The sequence below is a fragment of the Cellulomonas fulva genome (assembly GCF_018531375.1).
GTDB classification, from domain to species: domain Bacteria; phylum Actinomycetota; class Actinomycetes; order Actinomycetales; family Cellulomonadaceae; genus Cellulomonas; species Cellulomonas fulva.
The window spans coordinates 1,567,525-1,588,143 of the sequence record NZ_JAHBOH010000001.1 but is presented as its reverse complement, the minus strand read 5'-3'; the positions used below and the strand labels follow the sequence as shown (position 1 = coordinate 1,588,143).

Here is a 20,619-nt window from a genome sequence, read left to right as displayed (position 1 = left end):
CACGACATGCGCCGGACAGCTCCCGGGTTCCCCACATACCGACCGCGCGGTATGCTGCTGGGCAGCGGGCGATGGCGCCCGGCCGAGCCCGGACGACGACGAGGTGGTCGAGGATGACCGATGCTCCGGGCACCCCGCCCGGCCTCGACGTCGCGCGGCTGCAGGCCTGGCTGCGGCGGACGCACCCCGGGCTCGCCGGGAGCGGCACGCTCACCGCGAGCCTGCTCACCGGGGGCCGGTCCAACCTCACCTACCGGGTCGACGGAGCGGCGGTGCCGCTGGTGCTGCGGCGGCCCCCGCTCGGCCACGTCCAGGCGACGGCGCACGACATGGCGCGCGAGCACCGGGTCATCAGCGCGCTCGGCCCCACGCCGGTGCCGGTCCCCCGCGCCCTGGCGCTGCACGACGACGCCGACGGCACGGCCGGCACGGGCACGCCCTTCTACCTGATGTCGCGGGTGCCCGGCCAGGCGCTGGCGAGCCCCGAGCAGAACGCCGCGTTCACGCCGGACGGCCTGCGCGACGTGAGCCGCGAGCTCGCACGCCTGCTCGCGGAGCTGCACACGCTCGACCCGGCGCGGGTGGGACTGGCGGACCTCGGCCGGCCGGACGGGTTCCTGGCCCGCCAGCTCGTGCGGTGGGGCAAGCAGTACGACGGCTCGCGCTCGCGGGCACTCCCCGAGCTCGACGAGCTGCAGGAGCGCCTCCGCGTCGACGTGCCCGGTTCCGACCGCCCGGCGCTGGTGCACGGCGACTACCGGCTCGACAACGCCCTCGTCGTGCGAGAGCCCGCGGGGCCGCGCATCTCGGCGATCCTCGACTGGGAGATGTCGACGCTGGGCGACCCGCTGGTCGACGTCGGCATGCTCGGCATGTACTGGGCGATCCGCGAGGTCGCGCCGGGAGCGGGCGCCTCGGCGGTCGACCCGGCCGCGGGGTACCCGCCGTTCGCGGAGCTGCTCGACGCGTACGCCGAGCACCGGGGCGTCCGGATCCCCGACCTGCACTGGTACCGCGCGTTCGCCGCGTACAAGCTCGCCGTGATCCTCGAGGGCGTGCACTTCCGGTTCCGGGCGGGCGAGACCGTCGGGACGGGCTTCGACACCATCGGCGACCTCGTCGTCCCGCTCGCGCGGGACGGCCTCGCCCACGTGGCACGCACCGGCGTGCGCTGACGGAGGGAGACCCATGGACTTCGCCCACGACGCCCGCACCCGCGCGCTGGTGGCGCAGGCGGGCGCGTTCGTCGAGTCGCACGTCCTGCCGGCCGAGCCGGTCCTGGCCCGGCAGCTCGCCGAGGCGCCGGACGCGTGGACGTTCCCGCCGGTGGTGGCCGACCTCCAGGAGCGGGCGCGCGCCGAGGGCCTGTGGAACCTGTTCCTGCCGGGAGAGCACGGCGCGGGGCTGACCCAGCTGCAGTACGCCCCGGTCGCCGAGGTCCTGGGCCGCAGCATGCCGCTGGGCCCGGTGGCGACGAACTGCGCCGCCCCGGACACCGGCAACATGGAGCTCCTGGCCGAGTTCGGCACCCCCGAGCAGCGCGAGCGGTGGCTCGAGCCGCTGCTCGACGCGCGCATCCGGTCGGCGTTCTGCATGACGGAGCCGGGCGTGGCGTCCTCCGACGCGAACCAGATCGCGACGCGCATCCGGCGCGAGGGCGACGAGTGGGTGGTCACCGGGCGCAAGTGGTGGTCCACGGGCGCGATGAACCCCGACGCGCGCCTGCTCGTCGTGATGGGCCTGACGGACCCCGAGGCGCCGCGCCACCGCCGTCAGAGCATGGTCCTGGTGCCGCGCGACGCCCCGGGGGTGCGGGTGGTGCGCCCGCTGACGGTGCTCGGGTACGACGACCGCGACCACGGCGGCCACGCCGAGCTCGCGTTCGAGGACGTCCGGGTGCCGGCGGACGCGATCCTGGGCGGCCCCGGTGACGGCTTCGCGATCGCGCAGGCGCGGCTCGGTCCGGGCCGGATCCACCACTGCATGCGCGCGCTGGGCACGGCGGAGCGCGCGCTGGACCTGGTCCGCGAGCGCGCGGGCTCCCGGTCGACGTTCGGCCGGCCCCTGGCCGAGCGCGGGGTGGTCCGGGAGTGGGCAGCCCGCGCGCGCATCGAGATCGAGTCGCTGCGCCTCCTGGTGCTCAAGACCGCCTGGCTCATGGACACCGTCGGCAACAAGGCGGCGATGACCGAGATCCAGGCCATCAAGATCGCGGTGCCGAGCGCGGTGCAGCGCATCGTCGACCACGCGATCCAGCTCTTCGGCGCGGCCGGCCTGTCCCAGGACCAGCCGTTGGCCGCGATGTGGGCCGGGGCCCGGGCGCTGCGCCTGGCCGACGGTCCCGACGAGGTCCACCTCTCCTCCCTCGGCAAGGCGGAGCTGGCGCCCCGCCCGGCCACGACGTGAAAGGACGCACCATGAGCGAGGCACCGAACGTGCCCCCGGCCGACGACGCCCTGACTGGGCCCGGCCACGGCACGCTGTCCGTGGCCGCGATCCTCGCCGAGACCGCGCGGCGCAAGCCCGAGCGGACGGCGTTCGTCATCGGTGGCCGGCACGTGCGCTACGGCGAGCTGTGGGACCAGACCCGGGCGTACGCGGGCGCGCTGCGGGACCGCGGGGTCGGTCCGGGCGACCGCGTCGCGCTGCTGGTGCCCAACGTGCCGGACTTCGCGCGGACGTACTACGGCGTGCTCGCGCTGGGGGCGGTCGTCGTGCCCGTGCACCTGCTGTTCAAGGCGGAGGAGATCGAGTACGTCCTGCGCGACTCGGGGGCGACGCTGCTGGTCGCGGCCGCGCCCATGCTCGCCGAGGCGCTGCCCGCCGCCGCGGCCGCGGGGGTGCCGGTGGTCACCGTCCTGGTGCCCGACGAGCACGCGGCCGCGGTCCCCGCGCCGCGGCTGGAGGACGAGGCGGGACGGGCCGCGCCGATCGCGCGGTACGCGTCGGTCAACCCCCTGGCCCCCGCCACCATCCTCTACACGTCCGGCACCACCGGACGCCCCAAGGGCGCGGTGGCCACGCACCTCGCCCTGGTCGAGCAGGTCCACGTCACGCTGATCGACGCGGGGGACGTCCGGCCCGACGACGTCGTGTTCGGCGGGCTGCCGTTCTTCCACACCTTCGGCCAGTCGGCCGTCCTCAACACGTGCTTCCGCGTCGGGGCCGCGGTGCTGCTGCTGCCGCGGTTCGACCCCGACGAGGCGCTCGAGCAGATGGTCGAGCACGGCGCGACGATCTTCACGGCCGTCCCGACGATGTTCCTGGGGCTGGTGCAGGCGGCGGAACGGTCGGCGGTGCGGCCGACGCTCAAGTACGCCGTCTCCGGCGGAGCCGCCCTCCCCCTCGCGCTCCTCGAGGCCTTCGAGAACGCGTTCGACGCGAGCGTCCACGAGGGCTATGGCCTGACCGAGACGGCCCCGACGGTGTCCTTCAACCACGTGGGCGAGCCGATCCGGCCCGGGACGGTCGGCCGGCCCATCTGGGGCGTCGAGGTCGCGATCGCCGACCCGGACGTCGAGGACCGGATCGAGCTGCTCGGCCCGGACGTGCTCGGCGAGGTCGTGGTCCGCGGCCACAACCTGTTCAAGGGCTACCTGGGCCGCCCGGAGGCCACGGCCGAGGTCGTCGTCGACGGCTGGTTCCGCACCGGCGACCTGGGCACCATGACCGCGGACGACGTCGTCACGATCGTCGACCGCAAGAAGGACATGATCGTCCGCAACGGCTACAACGTGTACCCCACCGAGATCGAGGACGTGATGGTGCGGCACCCGGCGGTCGCGCAGGCGGCGGTCTTCGGGGTGCCCGACGAGCAGCGCGGCCAGGAGGTGCACGCCGCGGTGGTCCTCATGCCGGGCCGGCAGGCCACGGCGGAGGAGATCGTCGAGTTCACCAGCTCCCGCGTCGCGGCGTACAAGTTCCCGCGCGTGGTGCACCTGACCGAGACGCTGCCGCTCGGCGGATCCGGCAAGGTGCTGAAGCGCGAGCTCGTCGCCACGTACTCCCCCGCGCCCGTGCCGCGCTGAGAGCGGCGCCCGGCCGTCACGGTCTGGTCCGCGACCGGCCGGGCGCCGCCCGCGTCACAGCGCGCGCAGCGTGTAGCGCTGGCAGATGTTGTCCAGCCACGACCACTGGACCAGCGCGTTCCCGGTGGACAGCCCGCAGCCCGCCAGGTCGAGCGCCTTGCCGCTGTGCCGCGCCACCAGGCGCACCGAGCCGTCGGCGAGCGGCTCGATCCGCCACTGGCTCCCCGACGCCGAGCAGGAGCCCTGCTGGAGCGCGGCCCCGTCGGCCGTCGAGCCGCCCGCCACGACCAGGCAGCTGCCCGGTGCGGACTCCGGCCGCAGGCGGTAGTAGCCGTTGTCGGTGTGCGCGAACGTCCACCGCTGGCACGCGGCGCCGTTCCAGGGCCACGAGCGCACGGACGCCCCGTTCGCGGTGGAGCAGTCGGCGACGTCGACGACCTTGCCGCTCTGGCTGCTCACCACGGCGACGGTGCCGGACGGCGCGAGCCGCCACTGCTGGCAGGCCGTGCCGTTCGAGGTCCAGATCCGGATGTCGGTGGCGTCGGCGGCCCCGCAGGAGTCGAGGTCGAGCACCTTGCCGGTCGCGCGGTTGGTCAGCCGCGACCAGCCGTCGGAGGTCGGCGTGACCTGCCACTGCTGGCACGCGTTGTCGAGCCAGGCCCACTGGCGCACCGCGGTGCCGTCCGCCGACCCGCAGCTCGCGACGTCGACGACCTTGTTGCTCGACTTGTTCACGAGCCGGTAGTAGCCGTCCGCGGTGGGGTCCAGCACCCAGCGGCTCGACGTCGGGTCGCAGCCGTACTGCGCGATGTTCGCGCCGTCCGCCCCGGAGCCGCCCGCCACGCCGGCACAGCGGCCCGTGCTGCGGTTCACGAGCGTGTACGCCACGCCCTCGACAGCCGCCGTGAGCGGCCCCTTCTCCCCTGACGGCACGGCGAGGTCGGTCGACGTCGACACCGGCGAGCCGAAGCTCGGGGTCCCGTCCGACGCCCAGGTGAAGGGCTGGACGCGGGTCGAGCGCGTGCTGCCGCACCCCTGGCTGCTGCTCGCGTTGCCGTGGTACACCAGCCAGTCCTGCGTCCCGTCGGGCGACCGGAAGAACCCGTTGTGGCCCGGGCCGTAGACGCCGTTGCCCGTCTGGAGCACCGGCGTCGACCGCTTGGTCCACGACGACGCGGACATCGGGTCGCCGCCGGTGAGGGTCAGCAGGCCCAGCTTGTAGTCCGGGGTGTTGCAGGAGCTCGCCGAGAACACGACGTGCGTCCGGCCGTTCCGCTGGATCACCTCCGGCGCCTCGTTGGTCCGGCCGCCCTGGGTCTCCCAGGCGTACGTCGGCCGCGAGATCAGCACGCGCGAGCCGGTGACGGTCCACGGGTTGGTCATCCGCGAGATCCAGATGCTCTGGTCGGGCCCCTGCCACTCGGACCACAGCAGGTAGAGCTGGCTGCCGACGGTCAGGTACGTGCCGTCGATGTTCCAGGTCGACGGCATCGGCGTGCTCTTGAACGCGTACGGACCCATCGGGTCGTCGCCGGCGCTCTCCAGGACCCGGAGCTTCTGGCCGTCGAGGTTGGCGCTGGTCCCCGCGGTGTACATCAGGTACCAGCGCGTCCCGTTCGGGCCGTTCAGCCGGTGGAACTCGGGCGCCCAGAAGTTGAACCCGCTGTCCGCGGCGGTCTCCGACCAGACGTGGACCGGCGCGGCGGTGCGCAGCCCTGCGAGCGTCGGAGCCTTGCGCATCACCAGCTGCGAGCTCCACGTGGTCGTGGCGAGGTAGTAGTTGCCGTCGTGGAACTGCAGCCACGGGTCCGCACCGTCGGCGAGCAGCGGGTTGCGCACCGTGTCCTCGCCGACGGCGCGGGCCGCGGGGCCGGGCGCGACGAGCAGAGCGACGACCGCGAGGGCCGCAGCGAGGAGCAGCGCGACGAGCGGCGGCACGACGGGACGCGCCGCCCCGCGTGCAGCACGCGGGGCGGGCGGCGCGAGCTCGCGCGCCGGAGGTCTCGCGGCCGGGCCGACGAGGTGGCGGGAAGTCATGTGGGTGGTCCTCTCCATCGATGTGAGCGCACACATGCCGCAGGTCTGCGAAGACGACCACCGCCCGCGCGGGCGCGTCAACGGTCCGAACCGATTACTCCCCGGCGCCGAGGAAAAACGTTTCGGTAGTGCCGCGCGAACCGCACGGGTGGGATTGTGAGCGCTAACACGGCGCACTCGCGCCGAGTCGTCAGGACCCCGTCACAGCGACGTCACGGAGGAACACCCATGACCCCACCACGCCTCGGCCGGCTGCGCCGGCTGGTCTCCCTGTCCGCGATCGCGGCCCTGGTCGCCGGGACGGCGGTCACGGCGCTCGCACCCGCCGCGCAGGCCGCCGGCACCCCGCTCGTGTCCGCGCAGTCGGGGCGCTGCCTCGACGTCGCCGGCAACGACGCGACGCCCGGCGCGAACATCCAGATCTGGGACTGCAACGGCGTCGCCGGGCAGGGCTGGACGCTCACGTCGGCCGGTGAGCTGCGGACGTTCGACGGCACCCGGTGCCTCGACGCCCTGAACTGGGGCACCACCGCCGGGACCGCGCTGATCTCCTGGAGCTGCACCGGCGGCGCCAACCAGCGGTTCGCCTGGGGCGCGAACGGGAGCCTGGTCCACACGCAGTCCGGCCTGTGCCTCGACGTCGACGGGCGCCGGACCGCCAACGGCACCGCGGTCCTGCTGTGGACCTGCACCGGCGCCACGAACCAGCGGTGGTCGACCCCCTCGTCGTACCCGGGTCCGGGCGCGGTCACCGGCGCGACGTGGGCGCACGACCCGACCGTGGTGAAGCGCCCCGACGGCACGTACCTCGTCGCGACCACGGGCCGCGGCGTCCCGCTCAAGACCTCGTCGGACCGCACGTCCTGGAGGGACGTCGGCGCCGCCTTCCCGGGCGGCACCCCCTGGACGTCGGCGTACACCACGGGCGACATGTGGGCGCCGGACCTGTCCTACCACAACGGCCAGTTCTACCTGTACTACTCGGCGTCCAAGCAGTTCGGCCACTCCATCTCCGGCATCTACCTCGCCACGAGCCCGAGCGGGAACCCCGGCACCTGGACCAACCGCGGCCTCGTGGTGTCCAGCACCGACTCGAGCGGCTACAACGCGATCGACCCCGACCTCGTCGTGGACGAGCAGGGCCGCTGGTGGCTGAGCTTCGGGTCGTTCTGGTCCGGCATCAAGCTCGTCGCGATCAACCCGTCCACCGGCCTGCGCTCGGGCACCTCGATGACGTCGCTCGCCACGCGCAGCGCCGGGATCGAGGCGCCGGACATCTACTACCGCGGCGGGTACTACTACCTGTTCGTCTCCTTCGACGCGTGCTGCCAGGGCGCGGCCAGCACCTACCGCATCGCCGTCGGTCGGTCGACGTCGGTCAACGGCCCGTACGTCGACCGCAACGGCACGGCCCTGACCAACGGCGGGGGCACGCAGATCCTCGCGGGCCACGGCTCGATCCACGGCCCGGGGCACTCGGCCACGCTGACCGACGGCGACGGGACCGTGCTCTTCTACCACTACTACACCGACGCCGGGGATGCCCGCCTCGGCATCAACCGCCTGAGCTGGGACTCCGCCGGCTGGCCGGTCGTCAGCTGACCCGTCGTCGGCTGACCGGTCGTCAGCCGACCGGTCGTCAGCCGACCGGTCGTCAGCCGACCAGCACCGGACGCCCAGCGTGTGCGCGCTGGGCGTCCGGTGTGCTGACCGGGCTCACTCGGTCGGGACGCCCGCGTTCGCGAGGGGCACCGCGGCGCCGTCGAACGGCTCCACGCCCCCGTCCGCCGCGTCGGTCGTGAGCACCTGCCCGTCCACGTAGGCCTGCACCCCGTCGTGCACCTCGGTGATGCCGGCGCCGTGGAACGCGGAGTGGTCGTCGGCGGAGAACGCGAGCGGCAGGACCCCGTTGCCGGTGACGTCACCGGACTCCAGCGCCGCCACCAACGAGTCGCGGGTCGGGTCCTCCCCGGCACGCAGGAGCGCCTCCGCGAACGTGTACGCGACGGACATCCCGTAGATGGTGTTGCCCGTGAACGGGGCCCCGTCGTTGTACTCGTCGTTCACCTGCTGGAAGAGCGTCACCCACTCGTCCGACGCCCCGAAGGGCAGGTAGTTGGTCGAGACCAGGCCCTCGAGCAGGACCGGGCCGAGGTCCTCGCCCAGGAACCCGACCAGGGTCGGGTAGTCCCCGCCGGACGAGGACGTCGCCCACGTCGCGGGGTACTTCATCTGCGCCGCGGTGCCGATCGCCATGGCGGTGAAGCCGTTCACGGTCGCCAGGAAGTTCACGGTGCAGCCCGCCGCCTGCATCGCGCCGATCTGCGCCGTGACGTCGTCGTCGGACACCGCGTACGTCTGGACCGACGCCAGCTCGACGCCGTGGCCGATGCCCGACGCGAGGTCCTCCCCGAACTCGTCGTCCTGCCGCAGCAGGCAGTAGGTCTCGTCCGGGTGCTGCTCCGCCACGTAGTGCGCGAGCACCTTGCCCTCGGTGACGTAGTCGGTGTTGAACCCGAAGGTCCAGGGCATCGCCTCGGGCTGGTTGAACGAGGCCGAGCCGGACGCGACGAAGAGGTCCGGCACGCCCTGCTTGTTGAGGTAGTCGAGCACGGCCAGGTGGGTGGGCGTGCCGAGGCCGTTGACGATCGCGAACACGTCCTCGTTCTGCACCAGGTCGCGCACCACCGTCGAGGTGGTCGCCGGGTTGTACGAGTCGTCCTTGACGACGTACTCGATCGAGCGGCCGTGGATCCCGCCCTGCGCGTTGAGGTACTCGAAGTACGCGGTCGCGGCCGCCGAGATCGAGCTGTAGCCCGCGGCGGCCGGACCGGTGAGCGGGGTGTGCGCCCCGATCGTCACCGTGTCGTCGGTGACGCCGGGCGTGTCGGCGGCCTCGGCCTCGGGCGTGCTGCAGGCCGCCAGGCCGCCGAGGGCGAGCGCGGCGACGGCCGCGACGGCGGTCGCGCGCGGTCGGGTGAAGGGCTGCTGTGCTGCGGAGCGTGACATCGTCGTCCGTCCTTCGGGTAGCAGGGGTGGAGCGGGCTGTGAGAAGGGCTGAGCGAGGGGCCGCCGGGATGACGTGCGGCGTCGGAGGTGGTGCGCAGGTCCTCGATCGGTCAAGGGGCCTCCCGTCCGGGACGACGCGCCGCACGACGACGTGCCGCGCGACGACGCGAGACCGCGCCCGCCACGCCCTCCGGCGCGAGCACGGTGAGCACGACGAGCAGCACGCCGAACAGCAGGAGCGCGAGGTTGCCGTCGAGGCGCCGGGCCAGCTCGGCGCCCAGCGGCAGCGCCTCGGTGAGCAGCGAGACGAGCCAGGGCAGCACCACGACGAGGACGGCGCCGACCACCGCGCCGGCGAGCCGACCGACGCCGCCCACCACGACGCCGACCAGGAGCAGGAGCGACAGCGAGACGGTGAACGCGCCGGGCGAGACGTTCTGCGTGACGAAGCAGAGCAGCGCGCCGCCGACGCCCGCGGCGGCCGCGGAGAGCACGAACGCGACCACCTTGGTGCGGCCGACCGGCACGCCCGCGAGCGCGGCCGCGACCTCGTCGTCCCGGACCGCGCGCTGGCGCACCCCCGTGCGCCCGGCGTCGACGAGCACGAGCGCGGTCACGACGACACCGGCGACCACGGCCACCACCCACGCCTGCCACTGCTCGAGCGCGATCACGGCGTCGAGCGCGTCCGGAACCGGCTGGAACGGCACGGTCAGCCCGCGGTCGCCGCCGAGGCCGGGCACCGTCGTCGTGATCGCGGGCAGCGCCATCACCAGCGCGAGCGTCAGTCCCGCGAGGTACGGGCCGTGCAGCCGTGCGCCCGCGAGCCCGACGAGCAGCCCGACGACGGCCGCGACGACCACCGCGACCAGCAGGCCGAGCACGGTCCGCAGCCCGTCGGGCAGGTCGGCGGCCGCACCGGCGGTCAGGGCGTAGCCGTAGCCGCCGGCGGCCATGAGCGCGGCGTGCCCCAGCGAGAGCTGCCCGGACCGGCCGACCAGGAGCCCCAGGCCGGCCGTGGCGCACAGGTACGCCCCGACGAGGGCGAGCAGGTAGTTGCGGTACGGGTCGAGCAGGAAGGTCCCCGCGACCACCAGGAGCACCACGAGCACCGCCCGGGCGACCGTCCGGCGCACCCGCGGCCGCGCTGCCCGCGGGAGTGCCCCGCGCACCTCGTCACCGGCCGGGGCGGCGTCCCGCGTCGTCGTCGAGCTGGTCATACCCGCCTCGCCTCCACGGTCGCGAACAGCCCCGTCGGCCGGACCACCAGCACCACGACGAGCAGGATCAGGAGCGCGACGGGCGCGACGCCCGCGCCGAGGTAGCCGGTGACCAGCGTCAGGACCACGCCGACGAGCAGACCGCCCACCACGGCCCCGGCGGGCGAGTCCAGCCCGCCGATCACGGCGACGGCGAACGCCCCGACGAACAGTGCGTCCGTCGCGTGCGGGTTGAGGCCCAGCCCGCCCGGCACCGCGAGCAGCGCCGCCAGCCCGCCGACGGCGGACGCGAGCACCCAGCCGAGCGTGCGCATGCGCGCCACCCGCACGCCGAGCAGCCGCGAGACTTCGGGCGCGAAGGCCGCGGCGCGCAGCTGCAGCCCCAGCGTGGTGCGGCCGAACAGCAGCCGCAGGCCGCCCATCAGCGCCAGCGCGACGACCACGACGAACAGGTCGTAGGGCGACAGCAGCGGGACCCCCGCCACCTGCAGGGCCCGGTCGTCGAACGGCGTCGGCACGGGCCGGTACTGCGGTCCGGCGACGATCCCGACGAGCGCCTGCAGGATCATCACCACGCCGACCGCGAGGATCACGCCGGACAGCGGCGACCGGTCGGAGGCGAACCGCATCACGCCGCGCTCCACGCCCACGCCGAGCAGCGCGCCGCACGCGACCGCCGCGAGCAGGCCGAGCCAGTAGCTGCCCGTGACGGTGGTGACCGCGAGCGCGACGTAGCAGCACACGACCGCCATGGCTCCCGCGGCGAAGTTGACGATGCGCGTCGAGCGCCAGATGAGCACCAGCGAGAGCGCGAACAGCGCGAGCACGACGCCCCGGGCGACGCCGGTGCCGACCAGGAAGACGAACCTGTCCATGAGCCCTCCTAGAACCCGAGGTAGGCGTGCCGGAGGGTGGTGTCGTCCGCGAGGACGAGCGCGGGACGGTCCGCGACGACCGCACCGAGCTGGAGCACGAGCCCGCGGTCGGCGACGGACAGCGCCCCGGCGGCGTTCTGCTCCGCGAGCAGGACGGTCAGGCCGGTCTCGTCGCACAGCGTGCGCAGCGTGCCCAGGATGCTGAGGACCACCTGGGGCGCCAGGCCCAGGGACGGCTCGTCGAGGAGCAGCACCCGCGGGCGGGCCACCAGGGCGCGGGCCAGCGCGAGCATCTGCCGCTCGCCGCCCGAGAGCTGGTGGCCGAACGCGGACCGCCGTCGCGCGAGCGGCTCGAACCGCTCGTACTGCTCGGCCACGGCCGCCGTGAGGCCCGCCGCATCGTGCCGCCACAGGCCGCCCAGCCGCAGGTTCTCGTCCACCGTGAGCTCGGTGACGACGCCCCGGCCCTCGGGGACGTGCGCGAGCCCGCGCCGCACGCGCTCCTCGGTGGGCAGGCCCGTGAGCACCTCGTCGCCCAGGGTCACGCGGCCCGCCGCGGGCAGGAGCCCGGTGACGGCCCGCAGCAGCGTCGTCTTGCCCGCGCCGTTGCCGCCGAGCAGCGCGACGACCTCGCCGTCCCCGACGTGCACGTCCACCCCGTCCAGCACCGGGTCGCCGCCGTAGCCGGCGACGAGCCCGCGCACGTCGAGCGCGGTCACCGCGCGACCTCGATCCCCAGGTAGGCCTGCTCGACCGCGGGGTCGCGCCGCACCTCGTCGGGCAGCCCCGCCGCGATCACCCGGCCGAAGTCGAGCACCACGACGCGGTCGCAGACGCTCATGACGAAGTCGACGTGGTGCTCGACGAGCAGCACCGCGCACCCCTGCCCCGCGACCTCGCGCACGGTGGCGCCCAGGTCCGCGACGTCCTGCGGGCCGAGCCCGCCCGCCGGCTCGTCGAGGAGCAGGAGGCGGGGGGCCGTGGCGAGCGCGCGCGCGAGCGCGACCCGCTTCTGCTCGGGGTACGGCAGCGCGCCCACGGTCCGCCCGGCGACGTGCGGCAGGCCGACGCGCTCGAGCGCGCCCGCCGCCCGCTCGTCGCGGTCCGTCCGGTCCAGCACCGCGACGAGCACGTTCTCCAGCACCGTGAGGCTCGGCAGCACGCCGACGCCCTGCAGCGTGCGGGCGACGCCCGCGGCCAGCAGGCGGTCCGGGCGGCGCGGCGCCGGGGCACCCGCGATCTCGACGTCTCCGGCCGTGGGCCGCACGAGCCCGCACACGACGTTGAAGAGCGTCGTCTTGCCCGCGCCGTTGGGTCCGATGAGCCCGACGACCTCGCCCTCGGCGACCTCGAGGCCCACGTCGGTCAGGGCGTCGAGACCGCCGAACCGCACCCCGAGGCCGCGCACGCGCAGCCGCGCCGGGCGGGGGTCCGGACGGTCTCGGGGACCGCTCGCATCAGTCATCGGCACCTCGTCGTGTCGGAACGTGCTAGGCAGCGTACGACAGAAACCGACCGGACGGTATGGGCCGGAGGGAACAGGCATCCAATCGTGTCCTTCCTGTGACCCGCCGACCGTCGTGGTCAGGCGTGCGGTACGCCGGCGATCATCCCGCCGTCGACCACGAGCTCGGTGCCGGTGACGTACGCCGAGGCGTCGCCGACCAGGAACATGACCGCCCCGACGACGTCGGCCGGCACGGCCACCCGACCGAGCGGGATCCGCTGCCGCGACTCGTCGAGGCCCGCCGTCATGGGCGTCTGCACGAACCCGGGGTGCACGGAGTTCACCCGGATCCCGTCCCGCCCCAGCTCGACGGCGAGCGACTTCGTCAGCCCCCGGACCCCGAACTTGGAGGCGACGTACCCGTGCAGCGCCGCATCGCCCCGCATGCCCTCGACCGAGGAGACGTTGACGATCGAGCCGCCCCCGCCGGCGCGCATGGCGCCGACCGCGGCGCGCACGCCCAGGTACGTGCCCGTGAGGTTCACGGCGATCACCGCGTCCCACTGGTCGCGGCCGTAGCGCTCGATCCGGCCCGCGTTCGCGATGCCCGCGTTGTTCACGAGCGCGTGCAGCCCGCCGAGCGCGACGGCCGCGTCGACGGCGGCCGCCCAGTCGCCCTCGTCGGTCACGTCCAGGTGCACGAACCGCACCGTCCCGAGCGCGCCGTGCGAGCCGTGTGAGCCGTGTGAGCCGTGCGAGCCGACCGGACCGCCCGAGAGCTCGGCGGCCAGGGCCGCACCCTCGTCGTCCCGCACGTCGCCGACGACCACGGACGCACCCGCCGCGTGCAGCGCGCGCACGTACGCGGCCCCGAGGCCGCGGGCACCGCCGCTCACCAGCGCGACGCGCCCGACGAGCGAACCCGCGGTCATGCGAGACCGACCGCGAGCCGGCCCACGGTCCGGCCCGCCGCCAGGCGCGTGAGCGCCTCCGGCGCCCGCTCCCAGGGCACCACGTCCGCCACGACCGGTCGCAGCCCGCCCGCGACCAGGCGCAGCAGCTCGTCGTGCGCCTGGTCCACCAGGTCCGGGCGGCGCTGCAGGTACAGCGCCCAGTGCAGCCCCAGCACGCTGTAGTTCTTGACCAGCACGTGGCCGGGCCGCACCTCCTGCACGCGGCCGCCGGCGAACCCGACCAGCACGATCCGGCCGTCGAGCGCCACCGCGCGCGTCGACGCGTCGTAGGCGTCGCCGCCCACCGGGTCGACGACGACGTCCGCGCCGCGGCCGTCGGTGGCCGCGAGGAGCGCCCCGGCCAGGTCCTCGGTGCCCCGGTCGACGACGACGTGCGCGCCGGCTCGTCGCGCCGCGTCGCCCTTCGCGGCGCCGCCGACCACCGCCACGACGCGGGCACCGGCGGCGGCCGCGAGCTGCACCGCCGCGAGCCCGACCCCGCCGGCGGCCGCGTGCACCACGACGGTCTCGCCCGCCCGGAGCTGCGCCCGCCGGTGCAGCGCGAACCACGCGGTGTGGAAGGACACGGTCAGCACCGACGCCTCGGCGTCGCTGAGCTCGTCGGGCGCCGCGTGCACCGCGGACTGCGGCACGACGACCTCCTGCGCCAGCGCGCCGATCAGGGACGCGACCACCCTCTGACCGACGCTCACGCGCGTCACGTCCGGACCGACCTGCTCGACGACGCCGCACAGCTCGATCCCCGGGGAGAAGGGCAACGCCGGGCGGACCTGGTACTCCCCCCGGCACAGCAGGACGTCCGCGAAGTTGATCCCCACGGCCCGCACGGCGACCCGGACCTCTCCCGGTCCCGGCACCGGCCGGTCGACCTCGACCAGCCGCAGCGCCTCGTCGGGCTCCCCCAGCGACGTCACCTGCCATGCCTGCACGGCCCCACCCCTCGACTACCCCTGCGCGTGGACCGCGGCGCCGGGTGGCGCCGCGGGCTGCGTCGCCCGGGCGGACACGGACACCAGGAACAGGTCCGTGAGCTGCTCGGCGAGCTCGGTCTTGCCCTCGGCCCCGGTGGGCCGGAACCAGTAGGACAGGTAGTGCAGGTCGGAGAAGAAGTGCGCGACCATCACGCTGCGCGGGATGTCCGTGCGGTAGACCCCCTCCTGCTGGCCCCGCTCCAGGAGCCCCGCGAACGTGTCGTGGTACGCGCGCCGTCGCCGCGTGACCTCCTGCTGGCGCGGTGCCGTGAGCATGTGCTGGCTGCGGAAGAACACGGTGCCCTCGAGCAGGAAGTCCACCGACGTCTCGACCACGTCGAGGCACACCGCGCGCAGCGTCTCCTCGACCGGTCCGCCCCGCGCGATGATCGCGTTCATGCGGTCGGTCTGGACCGTGAGCATCCGCTCGTAGATCGTGAAGAGCAGGTCGTCCTTCGACTGGAAGTAGTGGTAGAGCGCACCCTTGGTCACGCCCGCCGACTCCACGACCTGCTGCACCGAGGTGTTGGCGTAGCCCTGGGCGGCGAACAGCTCCAGCGCGGCCTGCATGACGTCCTCGACGACACTCGTCTGCCTCATGCGCCCATCCTTCACCCCACCGGCCGCACGGACGCGCCACCGTCGACGACGAGCGCGTGTCCCGTCACCCAGGAGGCGTCCGACGAGAGCAGGAAGGCGATCGGGCCCGCGACGTCCGCCGGCTCGCCCAGGCGACCCAGGGGGTAGGCGGCGAGCGCCTCCTCCTCCCGGCCCGCGACGAGCGCGGTCGCCAGGCGCGTGCGCACGATGCCCGGGGCGACCGCGTTGACCCGGACCCGCGGCGCGAGCTCGACCGCGAGCTGCTGGACCAGGTTGAGCAGCGCGGCCTTCGAGACGCCGTACATCCCGATGCCGGGGCTGGCCGCGAGGCCGGCGACCGACGCGGTGCACACCACGGAGGCGCCGTCCCGCTCCCCCAGGCCGGCGTCGACGCACTCGCGGACCCAGTCGAGCGCTGCGAGCAGGTTGACCTGCAGGATCTTGGCCGCCGCGCCCGGCTCCGTGCGCAGCAGCGGGCCGTGCACCGGGTTGATCCCCACGTTGCTCACCAGGTGGTCGAGCCCACCGAACCGCTCGACGGTCGCACGCACCGCGGCCGCGCGGTGCTCGGCGTCGTCCGCCTTGCCCGCGACCGCCAGCACCCGGTCCGGCCCCAGCCGCGCCTCCGCCTCGTCCAGCGTCTCCGCGTGCCGGCCGGTCATCGTGACGGAGGCCCCCTCGCGGACCAGGCGCTCGACGGTGGCGAGGCCGATGCCCCGGCTCGCCCCGGTCACCAGGGCCACCCTGCCCGTGAAGCGCACGCCGCCTCCTCGTCGAGAACGTCCGTCCCGTCCCGCCCGTCCGGCGCGACGCGGTGACCGTCCGGCGCCGCGACCTGCCCGACCGCAGCCGTAGCGCCGCAGTCCCGTTGCAGTCCTGCACCGCCATACCGACCAGCCGGTTTGCACCGTACACGACTCAGCGGCCCGCTGTCCTGGACATGCGTCCATTCGGGTGACGGCGTGGACCCCGCGCCCGGTTCGCCCTAGTCTCTCCCGCGGCCCATCCGCCCGTTTCGTCCGGTGCACCCGTTTCACCGGCTTCGCCCGATTCGAGGACCATGCACCCGCGCACCGCCGCCGTCCCTGCTCTCACCACCCTCCTCCTGCTCGGCGGCTGGACCGGCGCCGTGGCGGGCGGGTCCGACGGCACGCCCCCCTACGCGGTCACCCCGACCGCCCTGGTGCTGCCCGCCGGCGACGAGCTGCGCGCGTACGACCACGTGAACGTCGCCTACGCCGTCGGTGGACGCCTCGGCTCCGCGAACCTGCACGTCGAGCCGGGCACGGGGACCGGCAGGTTCGTCGGGCGCTCGAGCGTCACGTGGCCGGAGGTGGGCGTCCCGGCGGGCGCGTGCGTCACGTGGGTGCAGGTCAGCGGGTACGACGAGCACTACGGCGAGGGCGACCAGCCCCCGGTGTGCACCACCACGCCGACCCCGTCACCGACGCCGTCCGCCTCCCCCACGCCCAGCCCGCGCCCGAGCCGCTCCCCGGACTGCACGCCCACGCCGTCGCCGACGCCCTCGCCGACGACGACGCCCTACCTGCCTCCGCCCCCGCGGCAGACGCCGACCCCGACCACCACCCCGTCCGCGCGGCCGACGCCCTCGGCGTCCCCCTCGACCTCCCCCTCGGCGACCGCGTCGCCCACGCCCACCCCCGCACCGCCGACCGACGAGCCCACCGGCACCCCGTCCGCCACGCCCCCTGCCCCTGGCCCGGTCGACGAGGAGACGGGCGCGCCGACCCCGCCGGCGCCCTCGGCCTCCCCGACGCGGGACGTCCAGGTGCTCGGCCCGACGCCGACGGCCTCGCCGTCCGTGGACTCCGAGGTGCTGGCCGACGGCCCGGACGACACCTCGGGCGGCGACGCGCTCGCCACCACGGGCGGCTCGCCCGCGCCCGGCCTCGCGCTCGGGATCGGCGCGCTCGCGCTCGGCGCCGGGCTCGTCGCGGTGCGCGCGCGCACACGCCACCGCCCGGCCCACCGCCGGGACGCCTGACCCCGCGGCGGGTCAGCCCGCGCGCTTGACGCGGCGGGCCTTGAGCAGCCAGCCCGTCAGCCCGCCCAGGACGAACGTGATGGCGAGCAGCACCCACAGCGGCATCGTCACGTTCATCCAGAAGATGTGCACCGGCGCGTCCTGCGAGTTCTGCGCGATCAGGACCACCGCGGCCACGAGCACGACGATCCCCAGGATCATCCGCCAGCTGACGCCGTTGCCCTGCTCGACCTGCTGCTGCGACATCGGGACCTCCCGTGGACCCGGGCGGTCGAGCGCCGCCCCCGTGCGGCCCATCCTGCCGCGCCCGACGACGCGCGGCCAGGGCACGCGCGGCGCCGCGCGCGGGCGTCGGGGACGGCTCAGCGCACGTGCTTCTCCGGGACCGCCTCGCGGCCGGCCGCGCGCTCGGCGCGGTAGTAGGCGCGCGCCTCGTCCTGCCGCTGCGCCTCCTGCCCGGACGCGATGGGGGCCCGCAGGTGCTCGGGCCCGTAGCCGAACGCGTCGACCAGGTCCTGGGCGTGCGGCCGCAGCCGCACCAGCAGCCGGTCGATGTACGACGAGACCGTGCGGGCCCGGCCGGCGGAGAGCCGCCCGTTCACCAGGTACCAGGCCAGGTGCCGCTCGACGAGCGTGAGCCCGAACAGGTCCCGCAGCCAGGTGAGCACCTGCTGCGTGCCCGGGTCGGTCGCGGCGTGCACCCCGCGCGTCAGCGCCTCCCACTGCACGCGCTCGGCGTGCGCGCGGGCCGCCTCGATGAGCTCGTGCTGGTGCGAGTTGACCAGGGACGCCGCCTCGGCCGGCGGCAGCTTGGCGGCGGGCCGCAGCGCCGCGGCCAGGTCCGCGACCATGACCTCGACGCGCTCGGTGAGCAGCTCGCGCTGCGTGTCCTCGTCGCGCAGCTGACCCGCCGAGCGGCGCGCGTCTCCGACGTCGGCGAGGGTCTGGGCGGCGCGGACCAGCGGCGTGCGGTGCACGGCCTTGTCCGCGACGTACCGCGCGACGTCGCCGGCACCCCCGGACCGCAGCGCCTTGGCGTAGTCCGTCAGGAGGCGCTTCCCGACGAGCTGGTACAGCACGGTGTTGTCGCCCTCGAACGTCACGTAGACGTCGAGGTCCTGGTGCAGCCCGACCAGGCGGTTCTCGGCCAGGTACCCCGCCCCGCCGCAGGCCTCCCGGCACTCCTGGATGGTGCGCATCGCGAGCCACGTGGACGTCGGCTTCAGCGTCGCGGCGAGCGTCTCCAGGTCCTCCCGACCCTCGGGCGTCTCGCCCCGGCCGGAGAAGACCTCGTCGAACGCGGCCAGCAGCTCCTCGTGCGCGAAGGTCGTCGCGTACGTCTCCGCGAGCAGCGGGAGCAGGCGGCGCTGGTGCCGCTGGTAGTCGAGGAGCACCACCTCGTCGGGCCCGGCGCCCGCGAACTGGCGACGCTCGTTGCCGTACCGCACCGCGATGCCCAGCGCGAGCTTGCTCGCGTTGGCGGCGGCGCCGTCGAGCGAGACGCGGCCCTGCACCAGCGTGCCGAGCATGGTGAAGAACCGGCGCCCGGGGCTCGCGATCGACGACGAGTACGTCCCGTCCGGCGCGACGTCGCCGTACCGGTTGAGCAGGTGCGTGCGCGGGACCCGGACGTGGTCGAAGTGCAGGCGGCCGTTGTCGATGCCGTTGAGCCCGCCCTTGAGCCCGTCGTCCTCCCCGCCGACGCCCGGCAGGAACTCGCCCGTCGCCGCGTCACGGATCGGCACGTAGAAGGCGTGCACGCCGTGGTTGACCCGCTGCGCGCCGGCCGGCGCGGTGACGAGCTGCGCGAAGACCACCGCCGCGGTCCCGTGCAGGCCCGCGTTGCCCAGGTAGTCCTTCCACGCCGCACGGAACGGCGTGTGGATCACGAACTCCTGCGTCGCCGGGTCGTACTCCGCGGTGGTGCCGATCGCCGCGACGTCCGAGCCGTGGCCGGCCTCCGTCATCGCGAACGCGCCGGGCACGGCGACCGACATCGCGTCCGGCAGGAACGTGTCGTGGTGGAACGCGGTGCCCAGGTGCAGGATCGCGCTCGCGAACAGCCCCCACTGCACGCCCGCCTTGATCTGCAGCGACGGGTCGCCCGCGACGAGCTCCTCGAACCGCGCGAGGCTGCCGCCGTGGTCGTCGGCGCCGCCCAGGCGGGAGGGGAACGCGCGCAGGACGTCGTGGTGCGCGACGAGCTCGCGCAGCTGGTGCAGCACGCGCTCGCGCTGCTCCGGCATCGGCAGCCCCTCGATCTTCTGGAAGTCCGGCTCGCCCGCGACCGCCCGCGCCCCACGGCGCAGCTCCGCGTACTGGCCGAGCAGCTGCTCGGTGAGCGCCGCGACGTCGACCCGCGGGTCCGCCGTCGAGGAGAGGGCGACGCGCGGCGCCGGGGTGCGGGTGGTGCCCTGCCGGGCGTCGGTCGTGGCGGTCATCGGATCTCCCAGGGCGTGCGGGTGGTGCGTTCGCGGGCCAGCAGGCCGACCGGCCCGGCCCAGAGCCAGGCCGCGACCTGCGCGGTGAGGGTCTCGCGGTCCGGCGTGCCGGCCTCGTCGCGGTGGGCCATCCACCACTCGCCGGCGCCACGCACGAAGCCGACCGCGCCGGCGGCCCACGCCTCGGCCAGCGCGCTGCGCGCGGCGGTCGCGGGGTCGGCGGCGAGCGCGTCGTGGACGGCGAGAGGTGCGGACGGCTGGTCGTCGCGCGCAGCCTCGTCGGGCGCGACCTCGTCGGGCGCGACCTCGTCGGACACAGCCTCGTCGGACACAGCCTCGTCGGACGCGCGCTCGTCGGACACAGCCTCGTCGGACACAGCCTCGTCGGACGCGCGCTCGTCGGACGCAGCCTCGTCGGACGCGTGCGCGTCGCCGTCCGCGAGGACGCGCGCGAACGGCAGCGCGACGAGGTGCGTGACGGAGTCCAGGAAGTGCCCCAGCGGGCCGCCGGACTCGACGGAGCCGTCGCGGGTGACGAACGCGTAGACGTTCGGCGAGGACTCGATCATCTCGAGGTAGACGGCGACCATCGCGCGCAGGCCGTCGCGCGGCGTCGGCGCGACGCGGAGCACGCCCTCGAGCGCGCCCTGGATCTGCAGCACCACGGCCTCGGCGACCGCGATCTGCAGCCCGGTCTTGTCCGAGAAGTAGCGGTAGACGATCGACTTGGACGTCCCCGCGGCGGTCGCGATCTCCTCCATGGAGACGTCGGGCCCGCGGTGGTGGACCGTGCGCCGCGCGATGCGGACCAGCTCGGCGCGGCGGGCCTCGCGGTGGTCGACCCAGCGCGCGGACCGCCCGTCGACCGCGAACGGGTCGACGTGCGGGACTGAGGGCCCCGGGGGGGCAGGCCTGGGGGTCGCCCTCGTCGTCGAGGCGCCCGGTGTGATCGGACTCACGAAACCGAAGGTATCAGGTACTGTGAGTTCTGGACACCACCGGAGGACGAAGG

Annotated in this window: 18 protein-coding genes; 5 read left to right on the top strand and 13 right to left on the bottom strand. The window is 74.8% G+C overall.

Annotation, left to right across the window (positions count from 1 at the left end):
• Nucleotides 1-113 precede the first annotated feature (113 nt).
• The 3 genes from KIN34_RS07100 to KIN34_RS07090 are packed head-to-tail and all read left to right on the top strand — an operon-like array spanning nt 114 to nt 4,028.
• On the top strand, nt 114-1,175 hold the full coding sequence (locus KIN34_RS07100; RefSeq protein ID WP_214348569.1) for a phosphotransferase family protein: 1,062 nt from the start codon (nt 114-116) through the stop codon (nt 1,173-1,175).
• Nucleotides 1,176-1,188: 13 nt separating this feature from the next.
• Nucleotides 1,189-2,406: an acyl-CoA dehydrogenase family protein gene (locus KIN34_RS07095; RefSeq protein ID WP_214348566.1), complete on the top strand. Its 1,218-nt coding sequence runs from the start codon at nt 1,189-1,191 to the stop codon at nt 2,404-2,406.
• 11 nt (nt 2,407-2,417) lie between these two features.
• Nucleotides 2,418-4,028 (top strand): AMP-binding protein, encoded by a 1,611-nt coding sequence (locus KIN34_RS07090; protein WP_214348563.1) that lies wholly within the window; start codon nt 2,418-2,420, stop codon nt 4,026-4,028.
• Between the two features lie 54 nt (nt 4,029-4,082).
• Here the strand turns inward: KIN34_RS07090 and KIN34_RS07085 are convergent, their stop codons facing one another.
• Complete coding sequence (locus KIN34_RS07085) at nt 4,083-6,065, bottom strand: RICIN domain-containing protein (RefSeq protein WP_214348560.1); 1,983 nt, start codon at nt 6,063-6,065, stop codon at nt 4,083-4,085.
• A 228-nt stretch (nt 6,066-6,293) separates the two neighbouring features.
• On the opposite strand from KIN34_RS07085, the gene KIN34_RS07080 reads away from it, so the two are divergent.
• Nucleotides 6,294-7,667, top strand: coding sequence for a family 43 glycosylhydrolase (locus KIN34_RS07080; protein WP_214348557.1), 1,374 nt, complete (start codon nt 6,294-6,296; stop codon nt 7,665-7,667).
• A gap of 114 nt (nt 7,668-7,781) precedes the next feature.
• Here KIN34_RS07080 and KIN34_RS07075 read toward each other — a convergent pair whose 3' ends face one another.
• The 9 genes from KIN34_RS07075 to KIN34_RS07035 form a co-directional block, all read right to left on the bottom strand.
• Nucleotides 7,782-9,074 (bottom strand): ABC transporter substrate-binding protein, encoded by a 1,293-nt coding sequence (locus tag KIN34_RS07075; protein ID WP_214348554.1) that lies wholly within the window; start codon nt 9,072-9,074, stop codon nt 7,782-7,784.
• Between the two features lie 110 nt (nt 9,075-9,184).
• On the bottom strand, nt 9,185-10,294 hold the full coding sequence (locus KIN34_RS07070; RefSeq protein ID WP_214348551.1) for an ABC transporter permease subunit: 1,110 nt from the start codon (nt 10,292-10,294) through the stop codon (nt 9,185-9,187).
• A complete protein-coding gene (locus KIN34_RS07065) occupies nt 10,291-11,169 on the bottom strand; it encodes a branched-chain amino acid ABC transporter permease (protein WP_214348548.1) in 879 nt (292 codons plus the stop codon). The genes KIN34_RS07070 and KIN34_RS07065 overlap by 4 nt, the downstream gene beginning before the upstream one ends.
• Nucleotides 11,170-11,177: 8 nt before the next feature.
• The gene (locus tag KIN34_RS07060; protein WP_214348546.1) at nt 11,178-11,888 is read right to left on the bottom strand and encodes an ABC transporter ATP-binding protein; all 711 of its coding nucleotides are present in this window, start codon (nt 11,886-11,888) and stop codon (nt 11,178-11,180) included.
• Nucleotides 11,885-12,634: an ABC transporter ATP-binding protein gene (locus KIN34_RS07055; RefSeq protein ID WP_214348544.1), complete on the bottom strand. Its 750-nt coding sequence runs from the start codon at nt 12,632-12,634 to the stop codon at nt 11,885-11,887. The genes KIN34_RS07060 and KIN34_RS07055 overlap by 4 nt, the downstream gene beginning before the upstream one ends.
• 119 nt (nt 12,635-12,753) lie before the next feature.
• Nucleotides 12,754-13,548 (bottom strand): SDR family oxidoreductase, encoded by a 795-nt coding sequence (locus tag KIN34_RS07050; RefSeq protein ID WP_214348541.1) that lies wholly within the window; start codon nt 13,546-13,548, stop codon nt 12,754-12,756.
• The gene (locus tag KIN34_RS07045; RefSeq protein WP_214348538.1) at nt 13,545-14,519 is read right to left on the bottom strand and encodes an NADPH:quinone oxidoreductase family protein; all 975 of its coding nucleotides are present in this window, start codon (nt 14,517-14,519) and stop codon (nt 13,545-13,547) included. The genes KIN34_RS07050 and KIN34_RS07045 overlap by 4 nt, the downstream gene beginning before the upstream one ends.
• Before the next feature lie 15 nt (nt 14,520-14,534).
• The gene (locus tag KIN34_RS07040) at nt 14,535-15,161 is read right to left on the bottom strand and encodes a TetR/AcrR family transcriptional regulator (RefSeq protein ID WP_214348534.1); all 627 of its coding nucleotides are present in this window, start codon (nt 15,159-15,161) and stop codon (nt 14,535-14,537) included.
• 11 nt (nt 15,162-15,172) lie between these two features.
• Nucleotides 15,173-15,895 (bottom strand): SDR family oxidoreductase, encoded by a 723-nt coding sequence (locus KIN34_RS07035; protein ID WP_307858128.1) that lies wholly within the window; start codon nt 15,893-15,895, stop codon nt 15,173-15,175.
• Between the two features lie 326 nt (nt 15,896-16,221).
• Here KIN34_RS07035 and KIN34_RS07030 point away from each other — a divergent pair, with 326 nt between their 5' ends.
• Nucleotides 16,222-17,166, top strand: coding sequence for a hypothetical protein (locus KIN34_RS07030; RefSeq protein WP_214348529.1), 945 nt, complete (start codon nt 16,222-16,224; stop codon nt 17,164-17,166).
• A gap of 12 nt (nt 17,167-17,178) precedes the next feature.
• On the opposite strand, the gene KIN34_RS07025 is transcribed toward KIN34_RS07030, so the two are convergent.
• From KIN34_RS07025 to KIN34_RS17340, 3 genes are all read right to left on the bottom strand, one after another.
• On the bottom strand, nt 17,179-17,412 hold the full coding sequence (locus tag KIN34_RS07025) for a lipopolysaccharide assembly protein LapA domain-containing protein (protein WP_214348527.1): 234 nt from the start codon (nt 17,410-17,412) through the stop codon (nt 17,179-17,181).
• Between the two features lie 116 nt (nt 17,413-17,528).
• Nucleotides 17,529-19,607, bottom strand: a complete 2,079-nt coding sequence (locus tag KIN34_RS07020; RefSeq protein WP_214348525.1) for an acyl-CoA dehydrogenase family protein — start codon at nt 19,605-19,607, stop codon at nt 17,529-17,531.
• Nucleotides 19,604-20,566 (bottom strand): TetR/AcrR family transcriptional regulator, encoded by a 963-nt coding sequence (locus KIN34_RS17340; RefSeq protein WP_307858127.1) that lies wholly within the window; start codon nt 20,564-20,566, stop codon nt 19,604-19,606. Before KIN34_RS17340 ends, KIN34_RS07020 begins: the two co-directional genes overlap by 4 nt.
• Nucleotides 20,567-20,619: the final 53 nt, after the last annotated feature.

Coding starts and splice junctions, on each gene's coding strand:
- KIN34_RS07100 (WP_214348569.1), top strand. CDS start 114: ATGACCGATGCTCCGGGCACCCCGCCCGGCCTCGACGTCGCGCGGCTG.
- KIN34_RS07095 (WP_214348566.1), top strand. CDS start 1,189: ATGGACTTCGCCCACGACGCCCGCACCCGCGCGCTGGTGGCGCAGGCG.
- KIN34_RS07090 (WP_214348563.1), top strand. CDS start 2,418: ATGAGCGAGGCACCGAACGTGCCCCCGGCCGACGACGCCCTGACTGGG.
- KIN34_RS07085 (WP_214348560.1), bottom strand. CDS start 6,065: ATGACTTCCCGCCACCTCGTCGGCCCGGCCGCGAGACCTCCGGCGCGC.
- KIN34_RS07080 (WP_214348557.1), top strand. CDS start 6,294: ATGACCCCACCACGCCTCGGCCGGCTGCGCCGGCTGGTCTCCCTGTCC.
- KIN34_RS07075 (WP_214348554.1), bottom strand. CDS start 9,074: ATGTCACGCTCCGCAGCACAGCAGCCCTTCACCCGACCGCGCGCGACC.
- KIN34_RS07070 (WP_214348551.1), bottom strand. CDS start 10,294: ATGACCAGCTCGACGACGACGCGGGACGCCGCCCCGGCCGGTGACGAG.
- KIN34_RS07065 (WP_214348548.1), bottom strand. CDS start 11,169: ATGGACAGGTTCGTCTTCCTGGTCGGCACCGGCGTCGCCCGGGGCGTC.
- KIN34_RS07055 (WP_214348544.1), bottom strand. CDS start 12,634: ATGACTGATGCGAGCGGTCCCCGAGACCGTCCGGACCCCCGCCCGGCG.
- KIN34_RS07050 (WP_214348541.1), bottom strand. CDS start 13,548: ATGACCGCGGGTTCGCTCGTCGGGCGCGTCGCGCTGGTGAGCGGCGGT.
- KIN34_RS07040 (WP_214348534.1), bottom strand. CDS start 15,161: ATGAGGCAGACGAGTGTCGTCGAGGACGTCATGCAGGCCGCGCTGGAG.
- KIN34_RS07030 (WP_214348529.1), top strand. CDS start 16,222: ATGCACCCGCGCACCGCCGCCGTCCCTGCTCTCACCACCCTCCTCCTG.
- KIN34_RS07025 (WP_214348527.1), bottom strand. CDS start 17,412: ATGTCGCAGCAGCAGGTCGAGCAGGGCAACGGCGTCAGCTGGCGGATG.
- KIN34_RS07020 (WP_214348525.1), bottom strand. CDS start 19,607: ATGACCGCCACGACCGACGCCCGGCAGGGCACCACCCGCACCCCGGCG.